We start from the raw sequence: 25,238 nt of genomic DNA on the forward strand, positions 1-25,238 counted from the left end.
GTCGTCGAGGTGCCCGTCGGTGATGTAACGATCGCGGGCAGCCCGGAGGGTCGCTCCCGGTGGCGCGGACAGCCCGAGGTCGTCGAAGTGTGAGATCAGCGCGTCCCACTCGATCTCGACGAGGTCCTGGCGGCTGATGGCGCGCCGCCGCCGCAGGGTGCGGACGACCCAGGCGGTGAGGGGCATGAGGAAGGTGCCGAGCACCACGACAAGAACGGCGATGAGGATGACGAGGTTGGTCCCCGTGAGCCACTGGTCGACCCAGGACGTCGCCGTCGAGGAGCCGCCATTCTCACCTTCCTGGAACTGCCGTGTGGACCGCGTCTGGGTGGCCGTGCCGGTGGCCGCGGTGCCGGAGGTGGTCTGACCATCTCCCGGCGTGACCTGGCCGGGCACCGAGTAGGCCGGCGGCCCGGATCGTGACGCGGTCGGCTCGAATCGCAACCAGCCGGAACCCTCGAAGTACAGCTCGGGCCAGGCATGCGCGTCCGAGGCCCGGACGACGTTGGAGCTGCCGTCACGGGTGCCCGGGATGAACCCGATGGCCATCCGCGCCGGGATGCCCTGTGCCCGGGCCAGCATGATCATCGCCGTCGCGAACTGGGTGCAGTAGCCCCGCCGGGTCTCGTAGAACGCCGAGATCGGGTCGAGCTCCTCGCCCTTGTCGTTGGTCGGTGGCTCGCCGAGATCGAGGCTGTAGGTGTACCGGGTCGTGTCGCGCAGATGCCTCTGGATCGCGACGGCCCGGTCGTAGTCCGTGGTTGCGCCCGCGGTGACCTCGTCGGACCACCGGTGGACCAGTCCGGCGGCGACGTCCGGGATCTCGAGGTCTTCGGGGAGGATGTCCGGAGACGTCGGCGCTCCGGCTGCGCGCAGCTTCGAGACCGGAGGATTCACGTCGGCATAGGTGACCTGGTACGAGTCGACCGTCCGGTCCACCCGGATGTCGCGCGTCACCGGGTCGATCCGGTAGGAGGTCCCCTCGATGTTCGGAGTCACCACCGGATACGGCGCGGCGAGCCGTGGCGCCTTGAGGGCGTTGTGGCTCACGGTCATGATGTACTCGCGGCGGTCCGACTGCGGGGGGAGTGGCACGGGCCGGTCGGGACCCTGCCCGCTCCGTCCGGCGACTCGCCACTCTCCGCGCGCGTAGAACGAGGTGGCGACCACGCGGAGCGGAACGTTGGCCGGCCCGGTCGAGGTGTACCGGAGGATCGGGGTCTGGTCGCTGTTCACGAGGCTGTTGCGCAGGTCGATCGTGTCGTTGAACCCGACGGTTCCCAGACCCCCGGATCCCGGCGAGCGACCGAGACCGTCCGTCAGGTAGTGCGGCGGGAAGTGCGGCACCAGCACGGGGATGACCAGGGCCGCGGCGACGGCGAGGGCGCCGAGCCGGGCCGCGCCCCCAGTCAGCGCGCGCAGGGCGGAGGCGTTGTCGGAGCTCGCTTCGCCTCCCGTGACGTCGCTGACGCTTGTCGTGCTCCACCGGCCAAAGGTCGCGCGGGCCGTCGTGTGCAGCATGATGAGCCAGACGGCCACGGGCACGACGAAGTAGCGCACCGCTGAGGCGGCGTTGCCGTTGGCTGCGGTGATGAGGTAGGCCGTGAGCAGGGGAAGCCCTGCCGCGGCCGGCGCGCGCCAGGTGGCCGCCATCGCGTCGACGAGGACGGCGATGAGAGCAACCGCCGCGACGAGGTAGAAGGCGACTCCAGCGGTGAGCGGCGCGGGCGCGGAGTTGCGCTGGATCGTCTCGATTGCCTCGAGCCCGAGCGCGTTGGCCAGCTCGACGGTCCGCGCCGTTGGGATGCCGTAGCTGAAGGTGTCGCCGGTGGAGCGAAGCAGCACGACGTAGAGCACGAGGAGGAGCTGCACGAGCACGATGAGCAGTCGCGACCGCGTCAGTCCTCGGAGCAGGAGTCCGACGGCGGCGGTCAACCCGATGACGAGCATCGCCTCCGGGAGCCATTTCGCGCTGGTGAACAGGCTCGTGATGGGGTAGACCGCTGCGAGCGTGGCCAGGGCAGCCAGGACGGTGATCCGCCAGCGGCGGCGAGTCATCGCATGCCTCCCACCGTTGCGGCGGTGAGCACCGCCCAGGCGCGCGGGACGTCCTCGTCGCGCTCGACGGCGATCGCGCGCCAGCCAGCGAGCCGCAGGGCGTCGACATGCGGTTCGACCTCGTCCGGACCGAGGGTGCCCCCGCCATCAGCCGTCACGGGGCTCTGCCCGAACGAACGGGAGTCCAGGACGAGGGCGAGACCGGTCGTGCCCGGCTGGCGCAGGCTGGCGAGCCGGCCCGTCACCTCGTGGCCGCGCGGCCCGACGATGGCCACGACGAATCCTCCCGTGGCGGCGAGGCCCTGGGCCGCGCGCAGGAGCAGGTCCTCGGTCGACTTGGGACGGAGCGCGGTGATGGCCAGCACGTCGAGGATCTCGTCGATCTGGAGGGTGTCGGCGACCCGCCCACTCTCGACGGTCTCCGGGCAGACGAGGTGAACGGCGTAGCCGGACTCGCACAGGTGCGCGGCGATGGACGCGCAGGCGGACACGGCCCACTCGAACGAGCCGGTGGCCCCGCTGCCGCCGTGGGCGTCGGGACGGGGGTCGAGCAGGACGACGGCGCGGCGCTGGGCGGGCCGGTCCTCCTGGCGCACCATGAGGTCTCCGGTCCGGGCCGTGGCCGGCCAGTGGATCCGGCGCAGGTCGTCGCCGTCGCGATACTCGCGGATGGTCACGTCGTCCTCGCCGTGCAGGGCGATGAGGTGGGCGAGCTCGCCTTCGGACCCGACGCCCGAGCTGGGCTGGCGGCTGGCGGACAACGGGTGGACCTGGGGGAGGATGACGAGGTCGGCGGTGCCCTCGAGGACCGCGTTGCGCGTGGCGAGGCCGAAGGGGTCCTGGACCTGCACGGCCAGCGGCCCGAGGTGATGGCGCCCGCGCAGGTGCGACCGGACGGTGTAGTCGATGATGCGGACCCGCGCGGGCGGGATGCGACCGACGACGAAGCGCGGCCGGTCACCGAGAACGTAGTCGAGCCGCTCTTCCGCGAGGAAGACGGGCGTCGTGGTCGTCGAGACGTTCTCGAAGGCGAGGGCGACATGTGCGTCCTGGCCGACGGTGATCCGGTCGGGCGAGATGTGCCGCTCGATGCGCATGCGCGTCTTCCGCGTGCGGACGAGAAGGGCGCTGATGTAGGGGAGCGCGACCGCCAGGACGCCGAAGCGGGTCAGGTCCCGGAACCCGAAGATGATGCCCGCGAGCGAGAGCGTGAGACCGGCCCCGACGAAGGCGCGTCCCCTCGTCGTGAGCAGTCCCCGAAGCGAACGCATCTCGGCCTCACCGCGTGCCGGACGGCACCGGCACCTGCCGGAGCAGGTCGGTGACGACCTCGGCGGTGGTCCGCCGGGCGAGCTGGGTCTCGCTCGAGGGCATGAGCCGGTGGGACAGCACGGCGACGGCCAGCGACTGCACGTCGTCCGGGATGACGTGGTCGCGTCCCTCGAGGGCGGCCTGCGCCCGGGCCGCCCGGAGCAGGTGTAGTCCCGCGCGCGGTGAGGCCCCGAGGCGCAGCGCCGTCGTCGAGCGCGACCGGGTGACGAGGTCGACGATGTACTGCCGCACCGCCGGGCTGGCGTGCACCTGCGTCACGGCGGCCACGACCCGGTTGATGGTGTCGGCGTCCGTGACCGCGCTGAGGTGCTCGAGCGGTGACTGCGCGCTGTGGCTGTCGAGCATGGTCAGCTCGGCCCGGGGCGACGGGTACCCCATCGAGATTCGGGCCATGAAGCGGTCGCGCTGAGCCTCGGGGAGGGGATAGGTGCCCTCCATCTCGATCGGGTTCTGGGTCGCCATGACGATGAATGGTGCCTTGAGCGGGTAGGTGGTGCCGTCCACCGTCACCTGCCGCTCCTCCATCGACTCGAGGAGGGCGGACTGGGTCTTCGGCGAGGCCCGGTTGATCTCGTCGCCGACGACGACGTTGGCGAAGATGGCACCGGGACGGAACTCGAACCGTCGGGCGTCCTGGTTGAAGATGCTGACGCCGGTCACGTCACTGGGAAGCAGGTCGGGCGTGAACTGGATGCGCCGGACCGACGCGTCGATCGACCTGGCCAGGGTCTTGGCGAGCATCGTCTTGCCGACACCGGGCACGTCCTCGATGAGCAGGTGTCCACTCGCGAAGAGGACGGTGATGGTGGTCCGGACGACCTCCGGCTTGCCCTCGATGACCCGGGTCATGGCCCCGAAGAGCCGATCCGCCACGTTCCTGACGAGGTCGAGATCCTCGGTGGTATCAGTTCCGGTGGTGTCCGTCGTCACGCTGTCCTCCGTCTGTCCCTGATGGGAACCGTCCATGGTCTGGTGCCCTGCCGCGTCATGTCCGCTTCGCCACGCACCAGAGTCTGCGTGAGGCGATGTGGACGTCACGTGATCTTCTCCCATCAGGCCGCGGCGCCGGAAGTGAGCGGACGGTCGTGACCGGATGGAGACGTTTGGCCCGACCGGCGTCGACGGGTGCACCACTTTCCTCCACCAGTGTCCCCCCGAGTCGTTGCAGGCGTCACGCAAATGGCCCCCGTGAGCTCCGTCAGCACGGGGGGTGCACCGAAAACGACCCTGCCGTATGCCGCTGAGCTCGCCCCGCGCGGACGCAACCGTGCGCGCGGGGCGAGCCCAGCGGCATACGGCTCCACTTCGCTCCACCGCCTTTGACGTGCGAAAACGCTGCCAGGAAGTCCCTCGAGCCGGGGTTTCCTTCGTTGACGGTGGGGGAAAGTGGAGTATGGTGGAGCACCAAGGAAGGCAGTGGGGACGCCGACGGGTCGACGTAGGGGAGGTGGCGGACCTGTGTTTCTCGGGACGCACACGCCTCGGCTCGACGAGAAGGGCCGGCTGTTCCTGCCGGCCAAGTACCGCGACCGCATGGCGGGGGGCCTGGTCGTGACGCGGGGGCAGGAGCGCTGCCTGTTCATCTTTCCGATGGACGAGTTCGTCAAGGTGGCGGAGCAGATGCACCAGGCGCCGATGACGAGCCGGAAGGCGCGGGACTACAGCCGCGTCTTCCTGTCCGGCGCGTCGGACGAGGTCCCGGACAGGCAGGGCCGCTTCACCATCCCGGCCAAGCTGCGCGAGTACGCGGGCCTGGACCGCGAGGTCACCGTCATCGGTGCGGGGTCGCGGCTCGAGGTCTGGGACACCGTGGCCTGGAACGCCTACCTCGAGGAGACGGAGCAGAGCTTCGCGGACACCGAGGAGGAGGTGATCCCCGGACTCTTCTGAGTGCACGACCGACGCCCTGCAGACCTGCGTGCCGGCCTCCAGCCGCTCCGCTCCCGGGACGACTTCCCCCGTCCCGGGCGGGGAAGCGGATGGGGACCAGCCCCCAGGTCGCCACCGACAGTGCCGTCACCGCCACCAACGCCGCCAGACGCTCGGCTCCCTCCCTCCACTCGCAGAGCGCAGACCCATAGTCACACCAGCACCACCAGAACCACTGGTCACACCAGCCGCCGAGGCGCATTCAGCGCCGAGGGGCACGCGAGAGAGGGACGAGCATGACCGACCGAGGACAGGCGCACGAACGCCACGTCCCGATCATGCGCGACCGCATCCTCGATCTCCTGGCGCCGGCCCTGTCCCGCGACGGCGCCGTCCACGTCGACGGCACGCTCGGCATGGGCGGCCACGCAGAGGGTGTCCTCGAGCGATTCCCCCGGTGCCGCGTCATCGGCATCGACCGTGACGGCGAGGCGCTCGAGCTCGCGGGGGAGCGGCTCGCGAGGTTCGGGGACCGCTTCACCGGCATCCACGCGACGAACGACCAGATCGCGCGGGTCGTCCTCGCTGCCGGTCTCCAGCACGTCGACGGGATCGTGTTCGACCTGGGGGTCAGCTCGCTCCAGCTCGACGAGGAGGACCGCGGCTTCGCCTACCGGGTTGACGCACCGCTCGACATGCGGATGGACCAGACGAGTGGCCTCACCGCGGCGCAGGTCCTCAACGAGTACCCCGTGGAGGAGCTGACCCGCATCCTGCGCGACTACGGCGAGGAGCGCTTCGCCCGCAAGATCGCGGCGGCCGTCGTCCGGGAGCGGGCGAGCGAGCCCTTCACGACGTCGGCGCGCCTCGTCGAGCTGCTTCGCCGGGTCATCCCGGCGGCCTCCCAGCGCCAGAGCGGCCACCCGGCCAAGCGGACCTTCCAGGCCCTGCGGATCGAGGTCAACGACGAACTCGGCGGGTGGGAGCGCGCGGTCACGGCCGCCATCGACGTCCTCGCGGTCGGCGGTCGCATGGCGGCGCTCTCCTTCCACTCGCTGGAGGACCGCCTGACCAAACGTGCGATCGCTGCAGGGACGACCTCGAGCACGCCGCCCGGGCTGCCGGTCGAGCTGCCGGAGCACGCCCCGTACCTGCGTGCCCTCACCCGCGGCGCCGAAGAGCCCGACGACGCCGAGGTTCTCGCGAACCCGCGAGCCGCGTCGGCCAAGCTGCGGGCGGCCGAACGAATCCGCGACACCGGAACCTCGGCGGCCACCGCCGTCCACAGCCAGGCAACACCAAGCCGCGCAACACCGAGCCGCGCCACCGCGAGCAGGCGCACACCCAGGAAGGGAGCCGTCCGATGAGCCAGGCCACCGCGCCCGCCAGGCCGCTCCGGTCCCCGGCGCGCGCCCCGCGGCGCGGTCCGACACCGGCACCGCTGCGAGTCATCCCCGCCCGCATCACGACGACGGGCAGCGGAGCCTTCGCGGCCATCTGCGTCACGTTGCTCGTCACCGGGCTCGTCGCCCTGCTCGTGCTCAACACCGCCCTGGCCAAGGGCTCGATCGAGCTCGGGGAACTGCAGCACGAGTCTCTCCTTCTCAGCGAATCGGCGGGTGACCTTCAAGAGCAGATCGACAGTGCGTCGGCGAGCGGCGCACTCGCCCAGAAGGCGAGCCAGCTGGGCCTGGTCCGGTCCAACGAACGTGCGCACATCGACATGGCGACCGGCAAGCTGTCCGGGACCGCGTACCCGGCGAGCCGGTCGCTCGCGTTCGGGGTCGTGACGAGCCCGACGCCGGTCGCCAAGCCCGATGCGACGAAGCGGAAGGCTGCGACGCGGGCCGCCACGCCGACGAGTCCGGCAGCCACGGCTTCGGCCAGCGCCACCGCGACACTGGGGACGGCGAGTCCGACCTCTGCCCCCACGAGCCAAGCCCCGACCACGCCGAGCCAGACCACGCCGAGCCAGCCCACGCCGAGCCAGACCACGCCCACGAGGTGATCCGTGACCACAGCTCGAGGACCAGCATCCGGGTCGGCTGGCACGCCTGGTCGCCCGGATCGTGCTGCTCGCGCCGGCCAGGGGCGCGGTTCCGCCGCCCGGGCGTCGGGGCGTGCCCGCACCTCGGCGGCGCGCCAACCGCAGGGAGGCGCGGCCCAGCGTCGCCCACATCCGGTGCAGCCCGGCGCCGGGCAGCGCACCACGGGACAGCGCCGTCCTGAACAGCGCCGTCCTGAACAGCGCCGTCCTGAGCAGCCCAGCCGGGCTCGCCAGCAGACCGCGGGTCGCTCGAGCCCGAGTCCCCGCGGTCGGGGCCCGGCACCACGGCGTGGAACGGCGCCGCCTGGACCGCGGCGGCAGCGGCGCCTGCGTATCGCGGTGGCCAATCCGCGGGGCCGCGCGCGCGCCATGTTCATTGCCGTGCTCTTCCTCTTCAGCGTCTTCGCCGCCCAGCTGCTGCGCATCCAGGCCTTCGACGCTTCGGCGACGCAGGCCGCGGCGCTGTCCAAGCGCCTGATCAAGCTGCACACACCGGCGATGCGCGGCCAGATCCTCGATACGAACGGCCAGGTCCTGGCCGACAGCGTCGAGCGCTTCACGGTCGCGGCCGACCCGGTGGCGATCCAGTGCTACGTCAAGGTGGAAGGCGAGTGCGGGTGGCAGGGCGTCCACCAGGCGGCGGCGGACCTGGCGCCGAAGCTCGGCCTCGACGTCGCTCGCCTGACGACGCTCTTCACCAAGCCGAACACCCGCTACGTCATCGTCAAGAAGGACGTCACCCCGAGCGACTGGCGCCAGATCCAGGCCCTGGGCGTGCCGGGGATCGCGGCGCAACGCACGGCCAAGCGCCTCTACCCGACATCGATGGCGCTGGGCCAGCTCGTCGGTTACGTCGCGGCGGACCAGACGGCAGGAGGTGGCGTCGAGCTCATGCTCGATGGGACGCTGGCGGGTCGGGCCGGCACGACCGTCGCCGAGCGGGCGCAGAACGGGGCCATGATCCCCGGTTCCCAGCGCGTGGACCAACCAGCGGTGGATGGCCGAAACGTCCGGCTCACCATCGACTCCGACATCCAGTGGTATGCCCAGAACGCGCTTGCCAAGCAGGTGACCGCGGTCAAGGCCGAGACGGGCACGGCGGTCGTCCTCGAGCTGGCGACCGGCAAGATCCGCGCCGCCGCCAGCTACCCGACGTTCGACCCCAATGACCTGTCCTCGGCCTCCTCGGCGGCCCTGCGCAACCACGCCTTCCAGGACGCCTTCGAGCCGGGCTCGACGGGCAAGCTCATGACGATGGCCGCCGCCCTGGAGCGCGGCGTGGTGACGCCTGATACCGGCGTCATCGTCCCCAACCGGCTGCCGCGGGCCGGTCTGAAGTTCAAGGACCACGAGAACCACGGCACCGAGCAGCTGACGGCCACGGGCGTCATCGCGAAGTCCTCGAACCTCGGCACCATCCTCGTCGGAGAGCGAGTCAAGCCGGACGCGATGGAGCAGATGTACCGGAAGTTCGGCGTCGGCCAGAAGACCGCGGTCGGCTTCGCCGGGGAGTCGAGCGGCGAGCTCGCCAAGGCGAGCGACTGGAACGCACCACAGCGGTACACCGTGCTCTTCGGGCAGGGCTACGCCCTCACGGCGGTCCAGGCGGCCAGCGTTTTCGCAACCGTGGCCAACAAGGGAATCCGGATGCCGCTGTCCCTTGTCGAGGGCACGTACAACGACAGCGGCACCTATGTGCCGGCCCCCTCGGGGCAGGGCACCCGGGTCATCTCCGAGCGGACGGCAACCCAGCTGAGCCGGATGCTCGAGGAGGTCACCGGCAAGAACGGGACAGCAGCCGACGCCCGGATCGCGGGCTACCGCGTGGCCGGAAAGACCGGCACCGCGGATCGCTATGACGAGCGGCTCGGCCGTTACAACGGCTTCACCGCCTCATTCATCGGCTACGCGCCGGCCGAGAAGCCCAAGTACGTCGTCGCTGTGTTCATCCACAAGCCGCAGGCCGGGATGTTCGGTGGGGCCCTGGCCGGCCCGGTGTTCAACCAGGTGATGACCTATCTCCTCGAACGGGAGAACACACCGTGGAGCGCGCCCTCGGACCTCCAGTACCACGTGTGGGCGGACAAGGGCCTTTCGCCGGATGACCCGGACGTGTTGAGCGACGCCCGGGCTCGCCGGGACGGCCTGTAAGTTGGGCTGACGTGTCACCTGACCTGATCCGGCCCTCGGCGCCGGGCGTATCCCTGCGCGCCCTCGCCGAGCGCAGTGGAGGCCTGCGCGCTGCCTCTGATGTCCCTCCGAACGTCACCGTCACGGGCGTCTCGCTCGACAGCCGAGCCGTCCGGCCGGGTGATCTCTATGCCGCCCTCCCGGGACAGCACGTCCATGGGGCTCGGTTCGCGGCTGACGCCGTGCGCCTCGGTGCCGTCGCCGTGATGACCGACGACGCAGGGGCGGCGGCGATCGAGGAGACCGGGGGGCTCGGCGTCCCGGTGGTCGTCAGCGACAGCCCGCGGGCCTGCCTCGGTCGCATCGCCGCGACCGTCTATGGCGACCCGGGCGCGGACCTGACGATGATCGGGATCACCGGCACCAACGGCAAGACGACGACGGCCTACCTCCTCGAGTCGGCCCTACGGGCGCTCGGCCACCGGACTGGACTCATCGGCACGGTCGAGACGCGCATCGGTGAGGAACGTCTGGACTCCGCCTACACCACCCCCGAATCGCCCGACCTCCATGCCTTTCTCGCGGTGATGAGGGAGCGAGGGGCCGACACGTGCGTCATGGAGGTGTCGAGCCACGCACTGCACCAGCACCGGGTCGACGGCGTCGTCTACGACCTCGCCCTGTTCACCAACCTCTCGCAGGACCACCTCGACTACCACCACTCGATGGACGACTACTTCGACGCCAAGGCCGGCCTCTTCACGTCCGAGCGCTGCCGCGCAGGGGTCGTGTGCATCGACGACACGTGGGGTCACCGCCTCGTCGAGCGGGCCACCGTGCCGGTGACCACGGTGACGACGACCGGCGCTGACGGCGCTGACGCAGACTGGGTGGTCGCCGCCGATCGGGCCGACGCCGGGCCTGCCGATGCACGGCCGGACGCGGCGCAGGGCAGGTTCTGTCTGCGAAACCGTGCGGGTGACGTGTCGCTCGACCTGGTGTCGCACCTGCCCGGATCCTTCAACATCGCCAACACGGCGATCGCGGCCGTGACGTTGATCCGCCTCGGGGTCGCGCCGGATCGGGTCGAGGCAGCGCTGGCTGTGCCCCCCGTCGTGCCCGGCCGGATGGAGGTCGTCGCCGTCGGCGACGAGGGCCAGCCCCGCTGCATCGTCGACTTCGCCCACACGCCCGACGCCATCGACGCTGCCCTGGCTGCGCTGCGGCCCTCCACCGGAGGGCGGCTCATCGCCGTCCTCGGAGCCGGCGGTGACCGGGACCGCAGCAAACGAGAGGCCATGGGGATGGCGGCGGCGAGGCGGGCGGACGTCGTCATCGTGACCGACGACAACCCGCGCTCCGAGGACCCTGCGACGATTCGAGCGGCCGTCCTGGCCGGTGCCCGGCGGGCCGTCCGCGAGGGCGGAGCGAGGGTGACCGAGGTGCTCGACGGCGGACGCAGGAGCCAGGCCATCAACGACGCGGTCGCGATGGCCGTCCACCACTCGAGCGAATCAAGCGGCCCAGCCGGCACGGACACCGTCGTCGTGCTCGGCAAGGGCCATGAAAAGGGACAGGAGATCCACGGGGTGAAGCACCCGTTCGACGACAGGGACGCCGTGCGGTCGGCGCTCAGCGCAGCCGTGGTCGGAGGAGCCCGGTGATCCCCGTGAGCCTGGCGGACCTCGTGCACGTCACGGGCGGGGCGCTCCACCACTGCGACGACCCGGCCGCCGTGGTCGTGGACGGGGTCGTGACCACCGACTCACGGGACTGCAGACCGGGAAGCCTCTACGTCGCCCGGGTCGGCGAGTTCGCGGACGGTCACGACTACGCACCCGCCGCCGTCGCGGCCGGGGCCGTGGCGGTGCTCGGGTCCCGCCCCGTCGCGGGTGTGCCCACGATCGTCGTCGACGACGTCCAGACGGCGTTCGGGCGGCTTGCTCGAGGCGTGCTCGACCGCGCGCCCGGGGTGCAGGTCGTCGCGATCACCGGGTCATCGGGCAAGACGACGACGAAGGACCTGCTGGCCTCCGTCCTGTCCACGGTCGGCGAGACGGTGGCGCCGGTCAACTCGCTCAACGGGGAGATCGGCGTGCCGCTCACCGTGTGCCGGATCACGCCGGCGACCCGCTACCTCGTCGTCGAGATGGGTGCCCGGGGGATCGGCCACGTCGAGTACCTGACCCACATCGCCCCACCGCAGGTCGCCATCGTCCTCAACGTCGGCTCCGCCCACGTGGGGGAGTTCGGTTCCCGCGCCAACATCGCGCTCGCGAAGTCTGAGCTGCCCAAGGCCGTGCCACCCGATGGCCTCACCATCCTCAACGCTGACGACCCCCTGGTGGCCGCGATGGCCGCCGGCCTGCAGTCCCGCGTCCAGCTCGTCGGTCGCTCGCCTGAGGCGGAGGTGCGCGCGGAGGACGTGGCCGTCGACGAGTGGGGCAGAGCGGCATACGACCTCATCGCCCCGCAGGGGCGTACGCGAGTATCGTTGCAGCTCAGCGGTGCTCACCAGGTCGCCAACTCACTCGCGGTGGCCGCGGCGGCGCTGGAGCTCGGGATGCCGCTCGACCGGGTGGCGGAAGCGCTCTCGGAGGCGACGCCGGTGAGCCGCTGGCGGATGGAGATCACCGAGCGTGCGGACGGTGTCGTCGTCGTCAACGACGCCTACAACGCCAACCCCGACTCCATGCGCGCGGCCCTCGACGCGCTCGTTGCCATCTCGACGTCGGGAGCGCGCTGGGCCGTCCTCGGCGGGATGCTCGAGCTCGGGCCGGACGGTGACCGTGAGCACGCCGCCATCGGGTCGTATGCCGCCACGCTGGGAGTCGACCACGTCGTGGCGGTCGGCGACGGAGCGAGGGCCTACGGCGCGGGCGAGTGGCTTCCGGACGTCGACGCGGCCCACGAGTTCCTCGCGGCGCGACTCCGGCCCGGTGACGTCGTCCTGCTCAAGTCAAGCCGCGACAGCGGGCTACGGTGGCTCGGTGACCGGCTCGCCGGCACCGGGGAATGGGCCGATGGCAACGAGAGGACGGTGGCGCCGTGAAGGGTGTCCTTGCGGCGGCCGCCTTCTCTCTGCTCTTCTCCCTCCTCGGCACTCCACTGTTCATCAAGTTCCTCGTCCGACGTGGCTACGGCCAGTTCGTCCGCGACGACGGGCCGACCACGCACCACACCAAGCGCGGCACCCCGACGATGGGAGGGGCGGTCATCCTCGCCGCCACCCTCGGCGCGTACGCGGCGGCGCACCTGGTCACCCTCACGCCGCTCACGGCGAGCGGCGTCCTCGTCCTCTTCCTCATGACGGGTCTCGGCATCGTCGGCTTCCTCGACGACTTCATCAAGATCTCCAAGCAGCGCAGCCTCGGGCTGCGGTCGCGTGAGAAGCTGTTCGGCCAGACCCTCGTCGGTGTCATCTTCGCCGTTCTGGCGCTGCAGTTCCCCAATGAGCAGTACCGGACGCCCGCCTCGCCGTTCATCTCCTTCGTGCGCGACACGAACATCAACCTCGCCTTCGCGGGCACGCTCGTCGGGATGATCCTCTTCGTCATCTGGGCGAACCTCATGATCGCCGGCACGTCCAACGGCGTGAACCTCACCGATGGACTCGACGGCCTCGCCACCGGGGTCTCGACGATGGTGTTCGGGGCCTACGTCCTCATCAGCCTGTGGACGTTCAACCAGAACTGTCAGACCAACCCGGGCATCAAGTGCTACGAGGTGCGTGACTCCCACGACCTGGCACTCGTGGCCGCCGCGGGTATGGGAGCGTGCTTCGGCTTCCTCTGGTGGAACGCGACGCCCGCCAAGATCTTCATGGGCGACACGGGCTCGCTCGCCCTCGGCGGAGCCCTGGCCGGCCTCGCCATCACGACCCGCACTCAGCTGCTCATCATCATCCTGGGCGGCCTTTTCGTCCTCGAGGTGCTCTCGGTGATGGCCCAGGTGATCTCGTTCAAGGCGACCGGCAAACGGGTGTTGCGGATGGCGCCGTTGCACCATCATTTCGAGATGGTGGGCTGGCACGAGGTCACCGTGGTCGTCCGCTTCTGGATCATCGCGGGCCTGTTCGTCGCGCTCGGGCTCGGCATCTTCTACGCGGAGTGGGTGGTGGGGACGCAATGACCTTCGATCCCGCCCACGAGCCCCGGCCCGGGCTCACGCATCGGGATGCCGACTGGTCAGGCCTGCGCGTTCTCGTCGTCGGTCTCGGCGTGTCCGGGTTCGCTGCCGCCGACGCGCTCGCCGAGCGAGGAGCAGCCGTCACGGCCGTGTCGCGTGACGTCACGGATGTCATCACCGAGCGGGCCGCGATCCTCGACATCCTCGGCGTCGACGTCCGGCTCGGCCCCGAACACCTGAGTGACCCTCCCTCCGGCACCGATCTCGTCGTGACCTCTCCGGGGGTGCCGCCACACGACGCCCTGATGCTCGCGGCAACCACCCGAGGGGTGCCGATCTGGGGCGAGGTCGAGCTGGCGTGGCGGATGCGCCCCCTCGAAGGCGCGGCTCCCTGGCTCACCGTCACCGGCACGAACGGCAAGACGACGACGGTCAACATGCTCGCCTCGATCCTGCGGTCGGCCGGCTTGCGTGCGACCTCGGCCGGCAACGTCGGCACGCCGATCCTCGAGGCCGTGTTGCATCCCGAGCCCTTTGACGTCCTCGCGGTCGAGCTGTCCAGCTTCCAGCTGCACTGGCAGCGATCGATCTCCGCGGTTGCCTCGGCGGTGCTCAACGTGGCCCCGGACCATCTCGACTGGCACGGGTCGTACGCCGAGTACCTGCGAGCGAAGGGGAAGATCTACGACAACACCCATCTGGCCTGCGTCTACAACGTGGCCGACATCCAGACCGAGCAGCTCGTCATGGAGGCCGAGGTCGTCGAGGGCTGCCGGGCCATCGGCTTCACGACGGGGATCCCGGCCCCGTCCATGATCGGGGTCGTCGACGACGTGCTCGCCGATCGAGCCTTCGTCGAGCAGCGACAGCACGCTGCGGCGGAGCTGTGCACCATGGACGACCTCCGCGGCGACGCGCCGTCGGTGGCGCCCCACTACCTCGCCAACGCGCTGGCCGCGGCGGCCCTCGCCCGGGCCTACGGCGTGGGACCGATCGCGGTGCGTGACGGGCTGCGAGCCTTCCGTCCCGACCCGCACCGGATCGCGCAGATCGCGACGGCGCGCGGGGTGCGGTGGGTCAACGACTCCAAGGCGACCAACGCGCACGCCGCCGCTGCGGCCCTCACGTCGTTCGACAGCGTCATCTGGATCGCCGGCGGGCTGCTCAAGGGCGCCGACGTCGACAGCCTCGTCGAGGAGGTGGCCTCACGGCTGCGTGGCGTGGTGCTGATCGGCGCCGACCGGGCCAAGCTCGCCGACGCGCTGGCCCGACACGCACCGGATGTGCCGGTCGTCGACGTCCCGGACACCGACACTGGGGTCATGGATCTCGTCGTCGCTCATGCTGCGCGCCTCGCCCAGCCCGGTGACGTGGTCCTGCTCGCGCCGGCAGCCGCCTCCATGGACATGTTCACCAACTACAGCGCGCGTGGCCTCGCGTTCGAGGAGGCCGTCCGGCGGCACGTGGAGGGGCGCGGGGGCGACCTGTGAGCTCGGTGACCACTGGCCGACGCGGAGCGGGCGCCGGCACCAGCCCGCCGAAGCGGCCCGCGAAGGGACCCGCGAAGGGACCCGCGGACAGACCCGGCGACCGAGCCGCGCCCCGGCGGAGACGCGGGGCGGCTGCCGGTGACGGCGGTCCGCCACTGCTGCACTTCGGCAAGCTCGAGTCGCCATTGACGACGTACTACCTGTTGCTCGGCGTCACGACGACGCTCGTCGTGTTCGGCCTCATCATGGTGTTCTCCGCGTCGAGCGTCGAGGCGCTCCTCGCCGACAAGGCGTTCTACAGCGACTTCGTGAGGCAGCTGCTGTTCGCCGTGGTCGGCGCCGCCGTGGCGGCGTGGGCGGCCAGGTGGCCGGTCCGGTGGTGGCGACGACTGGCCGGCGTGTCCCTCGTCGGGGCGGTTGCCCTGCAGGCGGCCGTCTTCGTGCCGGGTCTCGGCGTCAAGCACCAGGGCAACCTGAACTGGCTGGACCTCGGGATCGTCCAGATCCAGCCGTCCGAGTTCGCCAAGATCGCCCTCGTCCTGACCGGCGCCGCGATCTTCGCCAACAAGGGCGGCCTGGTCGGCAACTGGCTCCACGCCATCCTGCCGTTCGTCGTGCCGATCAGCGCCGTCGTCCTCGCTCTCGTCCTCGGCGGGAACGACCTGGGGACGGGGCTCGTCATGGGCCTCATCGTCGTTGCCGTCCTCTTTGTCGCGGGCGCCCCCAAACGGCTCTTCGTCCTCGGCGGGGCCGGCCTCGTCGCGGGCATCATCGTCCTCGTCACCTCCAGCAGCAACCGGACGACGCGTATCAGCAACTGGCTGGACCCGACCTGCCAGACCGACCCGGACGGCTGGTGCGGGCAGTCCGTCCACGGGCTCTATGCCCTCGCCGACGGCGGCTGGTGGGGTGTCGGCCTCGGCGGCTCCAAGGAGAAGTGGAAGTGGCTCGCCGAGGCCCACAACGACTTCATCTTCGCCATCATCGGTGAGGAGCTGGGGCTGCCCGGCACGCTGCTGGTCCTCGTCCTCTTCGGCGTGCTCGCCTGGGCGTGCTACCGCTTGGTCACCCGGACCCAGGACCGCTTCATCCGGGTCGCCTCCGCGGGGGTCATGGCCTGGCTCATCGGCCAGGCCACGATCAACATCGGCTCCGTCATCGGGCTGTTCCCCGTCGTCGGTGTGCCCCTTCCGCTCGTGTCCGCCGGCGGTTCCTCGCTCGTCACCACACTGCTCGCTCTCGGCATGCTGCTCTCCTTCGCGCGCAGCGAGCCCGGCTGCCGCCCCCTGCTCGCAGCCCGTCCGGGGCTCATCAAGCGGACGCTCAGTGTCCTGCCCTCCCGGCGGCCTTCCCGTCCGACCCCTCGCAGAAAACGGTGATCCCCGTGTCCTCGCCCACCTCCGTCCTGCTCGCCGGGGGAGGCAGCGCCGGCCACGTCTCGCCGCTGCTGGCCCTCGCCGACGCCCTGGTGCGTCGCCACCCGGGCATCTCGGTCACCGCACTCGGCACCGAGGTCGGCCTCGAGGCACGGCTCGTGCCGGCGCGTGGCTTCGACCTGCGCTACGTGCCGAAGGTCCCGCTGCCTCGTCGGCCTGGTGCCGACCTCGTGCGGCTGCCGGGTCGGCTCAGGGAGGCGGTGGCGGCCGCTGGACGGGCCATCGACGAAACCGGGGCCGAGGTCGTCGTCGGGTTCGGTGGCTACGTCAGCACGCCCGCTTATCTCGCGGCCCGTCGGCGCCGCATCCCGATCGTCATCCATGAACAGAACGCCCGGGCCGGTCTCGCCAACCGCCTCGGCGCCCGATGGACGCCCTACGTCGCGACGACGTTCTCCCGCACCCGGCTTCCGGGAGCGCGGCGGATCGGAATGCCCCTCCGCCGCGAGATCACCCAGCTCGACCGCGCTGCAACCCGTCCCGAGGCTCTCGAGCACTTCGGGCTCGAGGCCGACCGACCCACCGTGCTCGTCACCGGCGGCTCGCTCGGGGCACAACGGCTCAACGCGGCGTTCGCGGCCTCCGCCGAGCGACTGAGCCGGGGCGGCGTCCAGGTCCTGCACATCACGGGGCTCGGCAAGGACGTCACGCCCGAGGTGCCCCAGGGTGGCGCTCCCTACCGCGTCGTTCCCTACGCCGACCGGATGGAGCTGGCCTATGCGGCGGCCGGTCTCGTCGTGGCCCGGTCAGGCGCGAACACGGTGTGCGAGCTCACCGCTGTCGGCCTGCCCGCCGTCTACGTGCCCCTGCCGATCGGCAACGGTGAGCAGCGGCTCAACGCGACCGAGGTGGTGGCCGCAGGCGGCGGGATCCTCGTCGAGGACGCGGCGATGACGCCGGAATGGGTGCAGGCGCACGTGCTCCCGCTCGCCACCGACGACGAGCAGCTCGCTCAGATGACGCAGGCCGCGGCACGACTCGGGGAGCGCGCTGCCGACGATGCCCTCGCCGACCTCGTCGACGAGGCTTGGGGCTCGCGCCGATGAGCGGTCAGCCCACGGCTGGGCATCCTTTTGCGGCAGCCAGATTCGACTTCACTGCGGAGGTCCCGAGGGCCGAGGACCTCGGACGCGTCCACTTCCTGGCCATCGGCGGCGCCGGGATGTCCGGGGTCGCCCGCATCATGCTCGCTCGCGGGATCGACGTGTCCGGCAGCGATGCCAAGGACGTCCCGGTGCTCACGTCGCTGGCCAGCGAGGGTGCCACGGTCTGGGTCGGCTTCGACGAGGAGCACCAGGCGGGGGCTCCGACAGTCGTCATGTCCTCGTCGATCCGGGACGACAACGTCGAGCTGGTTGCGGCGCGCGCCCGGGGGGCCCTGATCCTGCACCGTGCGCAGGCCCTGGCCAGCCTCATGCACGGGCAGCGCCGGCTCGCCGTGGCGGGCGCCAACGGGAAGACGACGACGACCTCGTTGTTGGCGGTGGCCCTGCAGGGGTGCGGACTCGACCCGTCCTTCGCGGTCGGGGGAGAGCTCGCCAGGCACGGGACCAACGCGCACCAGGGGACGGACGACGTCTTCGTCGTCGAAGCGGACGAGAGTGACGGCTCGTTCGTGGTCTACCGTCCCGACATCGCCATCGTCACCAACGTCCAGCCCGACCACCTCGACTTCTACGGCAGCTTCACGGTCGTCCAGGCGGCCTACGACGCCTTCGTCCGAACCGTGCCGCCGGGCGGCCTCGTCATCACGTGCGCGGACGACGAGGGCGCACTGGGCCTGGCCGAGCGGGCTCGTGACGATGGCCTCCGGGTCCTCACCTACGGCTTCGACCCGGGCTCCGATGTGCTGCTGCGCGACTACTCCCAGGACGGTCTCACCTCCGCCGCGACCCTCCTGGACGGAGGCATCGAGCACCAGCTGCGCCTGGGCATCCCGGGCCGTCACAACGCCCTCGACGCCGTTGCCGCGTATGCCGCCGCTGTCCATGGCCTCGGCCAGGACCCAGCCGGAGTGCTTGCGGGTCTCGCGTCGTTCACGGGCACGCGGCGACGGTTCGAGCCGAAGGGCGGGGCGGGCGGCGTCGTCGTCATCGACGACTACGCCCACAACGCGGGCAAGGTCGCTGCGGTCGTCGAGACCGCGGTCCGCCTCGTCGAGCCGCCCGGGCGCCTCATCGTGGTCTTCCAGCCGCACCTCTACAGCCGCACCCAGGACTTCGCGACCGAGCTGGGGCGGGGCCTGGCACCAGCCGACATCACCGTCGTCATGGACGTGTACGCCGCGCGGGAGGACCCGGTTCCCGGCGTCTCCGGCCAGCTCGTCGCCGACGCCGTCGCAGACGCCCGGCCGGGCGCAGAGGTCCACTACGTCCCCTCGTGGTCAGAGGTACCCGGCGTCGTCGCCGGACTTGCGCGGCCCGGAGACCTCGTCCTGACGGTCGGCGCCGGCGACGTGACGATGATCGGTCCGGAGGTGCTCAGGCTCCTCGGCGGCGGGCCGCCATGAAGCAGGTGACCCGCTCGCGTCAACGCGGCCGGTACCGCGTCGGGCTCGCCTCTGCCCGAGGCCGGTTCGAACGTCGGGCCGCACGGGCGCGGCGTCGGCCGTGGGTCATCGCCGTCGTGGCCAGCCTGGCGGTGCTGCTCGTGGCAGGGGCCGTGTGGCTCGGGTGGTTCAGCTCGTTCCTCCTCGCGGAGCGGGTCGAGGTCAGGGGCGTCGGGTCATCGGAGGCGGCAGTGGTGCGGCAGGTCGCAGCCGTACCGCTCGGTGGGCCGCTGATGCGCGTCGACACCGCCGCCGCGCAGGACCGGATCGAACGAGACCGCCGCTGGGTGGGGGTGTCGGTCGCCCGGCGCCTCCCGCACAGCGTCGTGATCGAGGTGACTCCGCGGGTCGCCGTCCTCGTGGTGCGCAGCGGTTCCGGTGTGCTCGAGCTCTACGACCGCGAGGGCGTCGCCTTCCGGACCGTCGCCGAGGCGCCGGACGGGCTTCCCGTCGTGTCGTCGGCGACCGGTGCCGCCACCCCCGAGGGGGTCAAGGCCGTCCTCCACGCGCTTGCTGCGCTCGACCGTGCGCTGCGCGATTCCGTGACCGACGTGGCCCTGACCCGGGGGGATCGCGTGGAGCTCACCCTGGACACGAAGGCCGGCCGACGGACCGTGCTCTGGGGCGGGCCGGACGACGCGGCGGTCAAGGCGAAGCTCGTGGCCATCCTTCTCGCCGAGCCGGGCCGCACCATCGACGTCACGGTTCCTGAGGCGCCCGTGACGCGTTGAGGGCGCGGGAGGTTCGGACGGGACACGTCAGCGGCATTGTGACAATCGCCCTGCCGACACGCGGCGTGGTGGGTTGAACCGCCCCTCCCCGCGGCATACCGTCAGGGCACTGGTTCGTGACCAAACCGTAACCTTTAGGTCAACGTTTAAGGTTTGAGGGACTACCGGCTTGGCACGGGCGGCACGGTTCACACCAGTTCCAGACGAGTTCCACAGCGGTTCCGGCGCCGACCTGAACGTCGACCCGGCTCCCGGGAACCACCCAGCACGGCAGCACCTTGCACCACCTCCAGGAAGGCCCACTCCCGTGGCAGCAGCACCGCAGAACTACTTGGCCGTCATCAAGGTCGTCGGCATCGGCGGCGGTGGGGTCAATGCCATCAACCGCATGATCGAGGTCGGCCTCAAGGGTGTCGAGTTCATCGCGATCAACACCGACGCGCAGGCGCTGCTCATGAGCGACGCCGACGTCAAGCTCGATGTCGGACGCGAGCTGACTCGTGGCCTCGGCGCCGGGGCCGATCCCGAGGTGGGCAAGAAGGCTGCTGAGGACCATGCGGAGGAGATCGAGGAGGTGCTCAAGGGCGCCGACATGGTCTTCGTGACGGCGGGCGAGGGTGGCGGGACCGGAACGGGCGGTGCCCCGGTCGTCGCGCGCATCGCGCGTGGTCTCGGCGCGCTCACGATCGGTGTCGTGACCCGGCCCTTCACGTTCGAGGGCCGCCGGCGGGCGAACCAGGCCGAGGCCGGCATCGCGTCGCTGCGCGAGGACGTCGACACCCTGATCGTCATCCCCAATGACCGACTGCTGTCGATCAGCGACCGCAACGTGTCGATGATGGATGCCTTCCGGTCGGCCGACCAGGTGCTGCTCTCCGGTGTCCAGGGCATCACCGACCTCATCACGACACCGGGCCTGATCAACCTCGACTTCGCCGACGTCAAGTCGGTCATGCAGGGCGCCGGCTCGGCCCTCATGGGCATCGGGTCCGCCCGCGGCGAGGACCGCGCCGTCCAGGCAGCCGAGCTCGCGATCAGCTCGCCGCTGCTCGAGGCGTCCATCGACGGAGCGCACGGAGTGCTGCTCTCCGTGCAGGGTGGTAGCGATCTTGGCCTCTTCGAGATCAACGAGGCCGCCCGCCTCGTCCAGGAGGCCGCGCACCCGGAGGCCAACATCATCTTCGGCGCCGTCATCGACGATGCACTCGGCGACGAGGTCCGGGTGACCGTCATCGCGGCCGGTTTCGACGGCGGCGGACCCACGAAGCGGCAGGACGACCGGGCCCTGGGGCAGGTCATGGGACAGGCCATGGGGCAACGGCCCCAGCCCTCGCAGAACAACAACCACCACGTGGCCCCGACGTCCGTCCCGACCGCTGCTGCGCACCAACCGACGCAACCCCCGGCCCAGGCGGAGCCGGTTCACGTTCCGGTGCAACCTCAACCTGCGCAATACCAGCCGGTCAACCACGTCGCGTCCCAGCAGACCAGGTCGCCGGTGTCGGGACACGCGCAGCAGCTGCCGACCCAACAGCCGCCGCGTCAGCCCACCTACGAGGAGAGCGACGACCTCGACGTGCCCGACTTCCTCAAGTGACCTCCAGCACTTGGGTGAGTTGCACCATGACCGTATGCCGCTGAGTTTCCTTCCAGCGCAAGCGTGGTCCCTCGTCGGCCTTGGTCATCCCGGCTGACTGGCTCGCCCGGTCCACGGGGAAGGTAGGTTGGGGCGGTGTTCTTCTGGCGATCGACGATCCCCGCCGTCGACGGGGGGCGCGGCATCGAGGTGGCCTTCACCGGACGTGCCGCGGGCATCGGCGAGTCGCCGTACTCCGGCCTCAACCTCGGCGGCCACGTCGGCGACGCACCTGGCGCCGTCGAGGAGAACCGTGCTGGCCTGGCCGCCTCGCTGGGGGTGGCTCGAGACCGGCTGCTCTTCATGAACCAGGTCCATGGGACCGAGGTCGTCCAGGTCCATGGACCGTGGGCCGGGGACGCGCCCCGTGTTGACGGAGTCGTCTCTGCCACGTCAGGTCTGGCCCTGGCCGTGCTCGTGGCCGACTGCGTCCCGGTGCTGCTCCACGACGTCCGGGCCGGCGTCGTCGGCGCCGTGCACGCTGGGCGGCCGGGACTGCTCGACGGGATCGTGCCGCGCGCCGTCGCTGCCATGCATTCCGCTGGTGCGCACGAGGTCTCGGCCGTCGTCGGCCCCTCCGTGTGTGGGCGGTGCTACGAGGTGCCCGAGGAGCTGGTGCGCGCCGCGGCGGCGGTTGCCCCGACGTCCGTGACGAGGTCGTGGGCCGGCACCCCGGCGATCGACGTGGCCGCCGGGGTCGTCGAGCAGCTGACCCGGCTCGAGGTGCCCGTCGAGCGGGTCGCCCGGTGCACGCGCGAGGACGAGGAGTTCTACTCGTACCGTCGTGACGGAGTCACCGGTCGCTTCGCTGGCGTGGTCCTGCTGCACGCGGAGCGTGACGCATGAGCGAGGCGACGGCGCACCCGGCAGACGCGCGTCGGACCGAGCTGGCGACCTCGCTCGCTGCGGTCCGCCACCGGATCAGCGCCGCCTGCGCGTCGGCGGGACGGGATCCGGGCGAGATCACCCTCGTCGTGGTCACGAAGTACTTCCCGGCCAGCGACATCCTCCTGCTCCACGAGCTCGGTGTCCGCGCCATCGGCGAGAACAAGGACCAGGAGGCCGGGCCGAAGCTGGCGGAGGTGCGGAGGGAGCTGCCGAGGGACGCCGACCTCGAGCTGCATTTCGTCGGGCGCCTGCAGTCCAACAAGGCTCGCCATGTGGCCGAGTACGCCGACGTCGTCCACTCCGTCGACCGGATCAAGCTGCTGCGCGGGCTGTCGGCGGGCGCGGTGGAGCGTGGCCGACCACTGTCGGTGCTCATCCAGATGAGCCTCGATGGCGACACCGGTCGCGGCGGGGCCCTGCCAGACCACGTGCCCGAGCTCGCCGCTGCCGTCGCGGACGGGGCGGCTCTCGTCCTCAAGGGCGTCATGGCGATCGCCCCCGTCGAGGCCGACCCCGACGAGAGCTTTGCCGTCCTCCAGGAGGTGGCGAGCGGGGTCCGGGCCCTGCATCCCGGCGCCGACTGGGTGTCGGCCGGCATGAGTGGGGACCTCGAGGCGGCCATTCGGCATGGAGCGACACACCTGCGTGTCGGAACCGCAATCCTCGGCTCACGCCCGTCACTTCTGTAACGTCGAGGACAACGGTAATCCAACGCTTGGGAGTGGGCATGGCAGGGGCACTGCGCAAGACGATGGTGTACCTGGGACTCAGCGAAGAGGACCCGCGGCACGATCGCTACGAGGACTATGACGCCTACGACGACCAGGACCGCTTCGAGGCCGAGTCCGAGCACACCGCAGCTGTCACCCCGCTGCCCACGAAGCGCGCCGTGGCCGCGCTCGTGAACGAGCCCGAGGTGCACCCGCTCAACCGGATCACGACGATCCACCCACGGACGTACAACGAGGCGAAGAACATCGGCGAGTGGTTCAGGGACCAGGTGCCGGTCATCATGAACCTCAGCGACATGGATGACGCGGACGCCAAGCGGCTCGTCGACTTCGCAGCCGGCCTCGTGTTCGGCCTGCACGGCACCATCGAGCGGGTCACCTCGAAGGTGTTCCTGCTCTCACCCTCCCACGTCGAGGTCGCCGCAGACGAGCCGGAGGTCCAGACCACCTCCACGCGAGGCTTCTTCAACCAGAGCTGATCCATCAGGTCACACAGGTCACGACGTCGGGTCCTGCCGCGGCTCGCGGAGGGACCCGATTTCTGACCATGCCACCTCATCAGGGACACTGAGCGCATGGACCTGATCTGGACCATCTACGGCGTGGTGGTCTTCACCTTCTTCATCGCTCTCATTGCCCGGTTCGTGCTGGAGTGGGTGCAGGTTCTCTCGCGATCCTGGCGACCCAGCGGCCTCGTCCTCGTGCTCGCCGAGGCGGTCTACACCGTGACCGATCCGCCGCTCAAGGCGCTGCGCAAGGTGATACCGTCGCCGACCCTGGGCGGTGTGCGCCTCGACCTCAGCTTCCTCGTCCTCATGCTGCTGACCTCGTTCGCGCTCAACGTCCCGAACATCTTCTGAGAGGTATGTCCCGCACCCGGCCAAGCCGAGGCGCTGACGGATCTGTGCGACGATGCCGGCGCCACGGAGGCGGCGTGGCGCGGCTGCACCGGGCCTTCAGCTGTGAGTGGCATCATGTGGCTTTGGGTCGTGACCGGTTCGTTAGATAAGTTGGCCCCTGACCATTACATCTGTATCGAGGTGACACATGGCGCTTACGCCGGAGCAGGTGCTGAACAAGCACTTCCAGACCACGCAGTTCCGACGTGGTTATGAGGAGCGGGACGTCGACGACTTCCTCGATGAGATCGTCGCGGAGATGCGTTCGCTCATCGAGCAGCGCGACGACTACCTGAAGCAGCTCAACGACTGCCGCGCGAGCAAGAACCAGCCGGCCGTCCGGAGCGACGGCCCCACGCAGGCGATGCCGCCGGTGGGCCGTCCGGGTGACGACGCCAAGCTCGGGGCGCTCACGGCGAAGATCCAGGATGCCGAGCGGGCGTTCAAGGCCGCCTCGGACCGAGCCGCGAAGGCGAAGGCCGAGGCGGATGCCGCCGAGCGGGCCGCGCGTGAGCGCATCGAGCGGGCCAAGGCCGACGCCGAGCGGGCCGAGGCCGCTGCCCGGTCCGCCGTCGACGAGAAGGCGCTCAACGAGGCCCAGGCGAAGCTGAACGCCCTGAACAACCAGGTTGCGGACGCCGAGTCGAAGCTGACGAAGGCTCGCGAGCAGGCGAGGGCCGCAGAGGAGGCCGCCCGGACCGCAGAGCTGCAGGCCTCCCGGCTGCGGGCCGAGTCGGAGAGCGCACCGGCGGCATCGGCGGCGAGCACCGCTGACGCAGCCGGGGTCATCGCGCTCGCCCAGAGGCTCCACGACGAGCACGTGGCAGCGGGCGAGGCCCGTCGCAACCAGCTCGTCGGCGAGGCGGAGGCGCGCCACCGCGACCTCATCTCAACGGCCCAGACCCAGCACGACGAGGCGACCCGCAAGGCGGCCGAGATGACGAGCGCGGCGACGGCCCAGCGTGACCAGATGCTCGCCGAGGCGACGAGCCAGCGGGACAAGATCATTGCCGAGGCCACGGCGAAACGCGACGAGATGCTCACCGAGGCCCGCGAGCGGTCGACCGGGATGGTCGCGGAGGCGCAGCAGAAGAAGGCAGCCCTGATCGAGGAGCTCGAGCGGCAGAAGACCGCGCTCGATCGGAAGATCGAGGAGCTGCGCGGCTTCGAGCGCAACTACCGCACCAACCTCAAGTCCTACATCGAGGGTCAGCTGCACGACCTCGATGGCAGCGTCCAGGACGCCGCCAAGACAGGCAGTGCCCAGGGCTGAACGGAGCCCGTCACCTCAGCAGCGGAATGGCCGCCCGGTGGA

General features: G+C 70.7%; 21 protein-coding genes. 18 read left to right on the forward strand and 3 right to left on the reverse strand.

Features of this window, described 5'->3' with window-relative positions; genetic code table 11:
• The 3 genes from ABF401_RS10030 to ABF401_RS10040 form a co-directional block, all read right to left on the reverse strand.
• On the reverse strand, positions 1-2,058 hold a 2,058-nt coding region (locus ABF401_RS10030), incomplete at its 3' end, for a transglutaminase TgpA family protein (RefSeq protein ID WP_353509413.1).
• Positions 2,055-3,329, reverse strand: a complete 1,275-nt coding sequence (locus tag ABF401_RS10035) for a DUF58 domain-containing protein (protein ID WP_353509414.1) — start codon at positions 3,327-3,329, stop codon at positions 2,055-2,057. The genes ABF401_RS10035 and ABF401_RS10030, both read right to left, overlap by 4 nt.
• A 7-nt stretch (positions 3,330-3,336) precedes the next feature.
• Positions 3,337-4,320, reverse strand: coding sequence for an AAA family ATPase (locus tag ABF401_RS10040; protein ID WP_353509415.1), 984 nt, complete (start codon positions 4,318-4,320; stop codon positions 3,337-3,339).
• 528 nt (positions 4,321-4,848) lie between these two features.
• On the opposite strand from ABF401_RS10040, the gene mraZ reads away from it, so the two are divergent.
• From mraZ to ABF401_RS10130, 18 genes are all read left to right on the forward strand, one after another.
• The gene (mraZ, locus tag ABF401_RS10045) at positions 4,849-5,280 is read left to right on the forward strand and encodes a division/cell wall cluster transcriptional repressor MraZ (RefSeq protein ID WP_353509416.1); all 432 of its coding nucleotides are present in this window, start codon (positions 4,849-4,851) and stop codon (positions 5,278-5,280) included.
• Positions 5,281-5,555: 275 nt separating this feature from the next.
• Positions 5,556-6,626: a 16S rRNA (cytosine(1402)-N(4))-methyltransferase RsmH gene (gene rsmH / locus ABF401_RS10050; RefSeq protein ID WP_353509417.1), complete on the forward strand. Its 1,071-nt coding sequence runs from the start codon at positions 5,556-5,558 to the stop codon at positions 6,624-6,626.
• Positions 6,623-7,267, forward strand: a complete 645-nt coding sequence (gene ftsL, locus ABF401_RS10055; protein WP_353509418.1) for a cell division protein FtsL — start codon at positions 6,623-6,625, stop codon at positions 7,265-7,267. Before rsmH ends, ftsL begins: the two co-directional genes overlap by 4 nt.
• Positions 7,268-7,645: 378 nt before the next feature.
• Positions 7,646-9,457, forward strand: coding sequence for a peptidoglycan D,D-transpeptidase FtsI family protein (locus ABF401_RS10060; protein WP_353509419.1), 1,812 nt, complete (start codon positions 7,646-7,648; stop codon positions 9,455-9,457).
• 11 nt (positions 9,458-9,468) lie between these two features.
• Complete coding sequence (locus ABF401_RS10065; protein WP_353509420.1) at positions 9,469-11,100, forward strand: UDP-N-acetylmuramoyl-L-alanyl-D-glutamate--2,6-diaminopimelate ligase; 1,632 nt, start codon at positions 9,469-9,471, stop codon at positions 11,098-11,100.
• On the forward strand, positions 11,097-12,488 hold the full coding sequence (locus tag ABF401_RS10070) for a UDP-N-acetylmuramoyl-tripeptide--D-alanyl-D-alanine ligase (protein WP_353509421.1): 1,392 nt from the start codon (positions 11,097-11,099) through the stop codon (positions 12,486-12,488). The genes ABF401_RS10065 and ABF401_RS10070 overlap by 4 nt, the downstream gene beginning before the upstream one ends.
• Positions 12,485-13,567, forward strand: a complete 1,083-nt coding sequence (gene mraY / locus ABF401_RS10075; RefSeq protein WP_353509422.1) for a phospho-N-acetylmuramoyl-pentapeptide-transferase — start codon at positions 12,485-12,487, stop codon at positions 13,565-13,567. Before ABF401_RS10070 ends, mraY begins: the two co-directional genes overlap by 4 nt.
• Positions 13,564-15,054: a UDP-N-acetylmuramoyl-L-alanine--D-glutamate ligase gene (gene murD / locus ABF401_RS10080; RefSeq protein ID WP_353509423.1), complete on the forward strand. Its 1,491-nt coding sequence runs from the start codon at positions 13,564-13,566 to the stop codon at positions 15,052-15,054. Before mraY ends, murD begins: the two co-directional genes overlap by 4 nt.
• A gap of 5 nt (positions 15,055-15,059) precedes the next feature.
• Positions 15,060-16,433 carry a putative lipid II flippase FtsW gene (gene ftsW, locus ABF401_RS10085; RefSeq protein ID WP_353509424.1) on the forward strand — a complete coding sequence of 458 codons (1,374 nt, stop codon included), beginning with the start codon at positions 15,060-15,062 and terminating at the stop codon, positions 16,431-16,433.
• Entirely contained in the window at positions 16,430-17,536 is a 1,107-nt protein-coding gene (murG, locus tag ABF401_RS10090) for an undecaprenyldiphospho-muramoylpentapeptide beta-N-acetylglucosaminyltransferase (protein ID WP_353509425.1), read from the forward strand. Before ftsW ends, murG begins: the two co-directional genes overlap by 4 nt.
• Entirely contained in the window at positions 17,533-18,999 is a 1,467-nt protein-coding gene (murC, locus tag ABF401_RS10095; protein WP_353509426.1) for a UDP-N-acetylmuramate--L-alanine ligase, read from the forward strand. The genes murG and murC overlap by 4 nt, the downstream gene beginning before the upstream one ends.
• A complete protein-coding gene (locus ABF401_RS10100) occupies positions 18,996-19,769 on the forward strand; it encodes a cell division protein FtsQ/DivIB (protein ID WP_353509427.1) in 774 nt (257 codons plus the stop codon). Before murC ends, ABF401_RS10100 begins: the two co-directional genes overlap by 4 nt.
• 307 nt (positions 19,770-20,076) lie before the next feature.
• On the forward strand, positions 20,077-21,366 hold the full coding sequence (gene ftsZ / locus ABF401_RS10105) for a cell division protein FtsZ (protein ID WP_353509428.1): 1,290 nt from the start codon (positions 20,077-20,079) through the stop codon (positions 21,364-21,366).
• Positions 21,367-21,501: 135 nt separating this feature from the next.
• Positions 21,502-22,251, forward strand: coding sequence for a peptidoglycan editing factor PgeF (gene pgeF, locus ABF401_RS10110; protein ID WP_353509429.1), 750 nt, complete (start codon positions 21,502-21,504; stop codon positions 22,249-22,251).
• Entirely contained in the window at positions 22,248-22,982 is a 735-nt protein-coding gene (locus tag ABF401_RS10115; RefSeq protein WP_353509430.1) for a YggS family pyridoxal phosphate-dependent enzyme, read from the forward strand. The genes pgeF and ABF401_RS10115 overlap by 4 nt, the downstream gene beginning before the upstream one ends.
• A gap of 38 nt (positions 22,983-23,020) precedes the next feature.
• On the forward strand, positions 23,021-23,503 hold the full coding sequence (locus ABF401_RS10120; protein ID WP_353509431.1) for a cell division protein SepF: 483 nt from the start codon (positions 23,021-23,023) through the stop codon (positions 23,501-23,503).
• 96 nt (positions 23,504-23,599) lie between these two features.
• Positions 23,600-23,884, forward strand: coding sequence for a YggT family protein (locus ABF401_RS10125; protein WP_353509432.1), 285 nt, complete (start codon positions 23,600-23,602; stop codon positions 23,882-23,884).
• Between the two features lie 187 nt (positions 23,885-24,071).
• A complete protein-coding gene (locus ABF401_RS10130; protein ID WP_353509433.1) occupies positions 24,072-25,196 on the forward strand; it encodes a DivIVA domain-containing protein in 1,125 nt (374 codons plus the stop codon).
• Positions 25,197-25,238 lie beyond the last annotated feature (42 nt).

The organism is Intrasporangium sp. (assembly GCF_040414665.1).
In the GTDB taxonomy this organism is placed as follows: Bacteria; Actinomycetota; Actinomycetes; order Actinomycetales; family Dermatophilaceae; genus Intrasporangium.

Bases quoted from the DNA above. Each gene is read 5' to 3' on its own strand.
- ABF401_RS10035 (WP_353509414.1), bottom strand. From the start codon at position 3,329: ATGCGTTCGCTTCGGGGACTGCTCACGACGAGGGGACGCGCCTTCGTC.
- rsmH (WP_353509417.1), top strand. From the start codon at position 5,556: ATGACCGACCGAGGACAGGCGCACGAACGCCACGTCCCGATCATGCGC.
- ftsL (WP_353509418.1), top strand. From the start codon at position 6,623: ATGAGCCAGGCCACCGCGCCCGCCAGGCCGCTCCGGTCCCCGGCGCGC.
- murD (WP_353509423.1), top strand. From the start codon at position 13,564: ATGACCTTCGATCCCGCCCACGAGCCCCGGCCCGGGCTCACGCATCGG.
- murC (WP_353509426.1), top strand. From the start codon at position 17,533: ATGAGCGGTCAGCCCACGGCTGGGCATCCTTTTGCGGCAGCCAGATTC.
- ABF401_RS10100 (WP_353509427.1), top strand. From the start codon at position 18,996: ATGAAGCAGGTGACCCGCTCGCGTCAACGCGGCCGGTACCGCGTCGGG.
- ABF401_RS10115 (WP_353509430.1), top strand. From the start codon at position 22,248: ATGAGCGAGGCGACGGCGCACCCGGCAGACGCGCGTCGGACCGAGCTG.
- ABF401_RS10120 (WP_353509431.1), top strand. From the start codon at position 23,021: ATGGCAGGGGCACTGCGCAAGACGATGGTGTACCTGGGACTCAGCGAA.
- ABF401_RS10125 (WP_353509432.1), top strand. From the start codon at position 23,600: ATGGACCTGATCTGGACCATCTACGGCGTGGTGGTCTTCACCTTCTTC.
- ABF401_RS10130 (WP_353509433.1), top strand. From the start codon at position 24,072: ATGGCGCTTACGCCGGAGCAGGTGCTGAACAAGCACTTCCAGACCACG.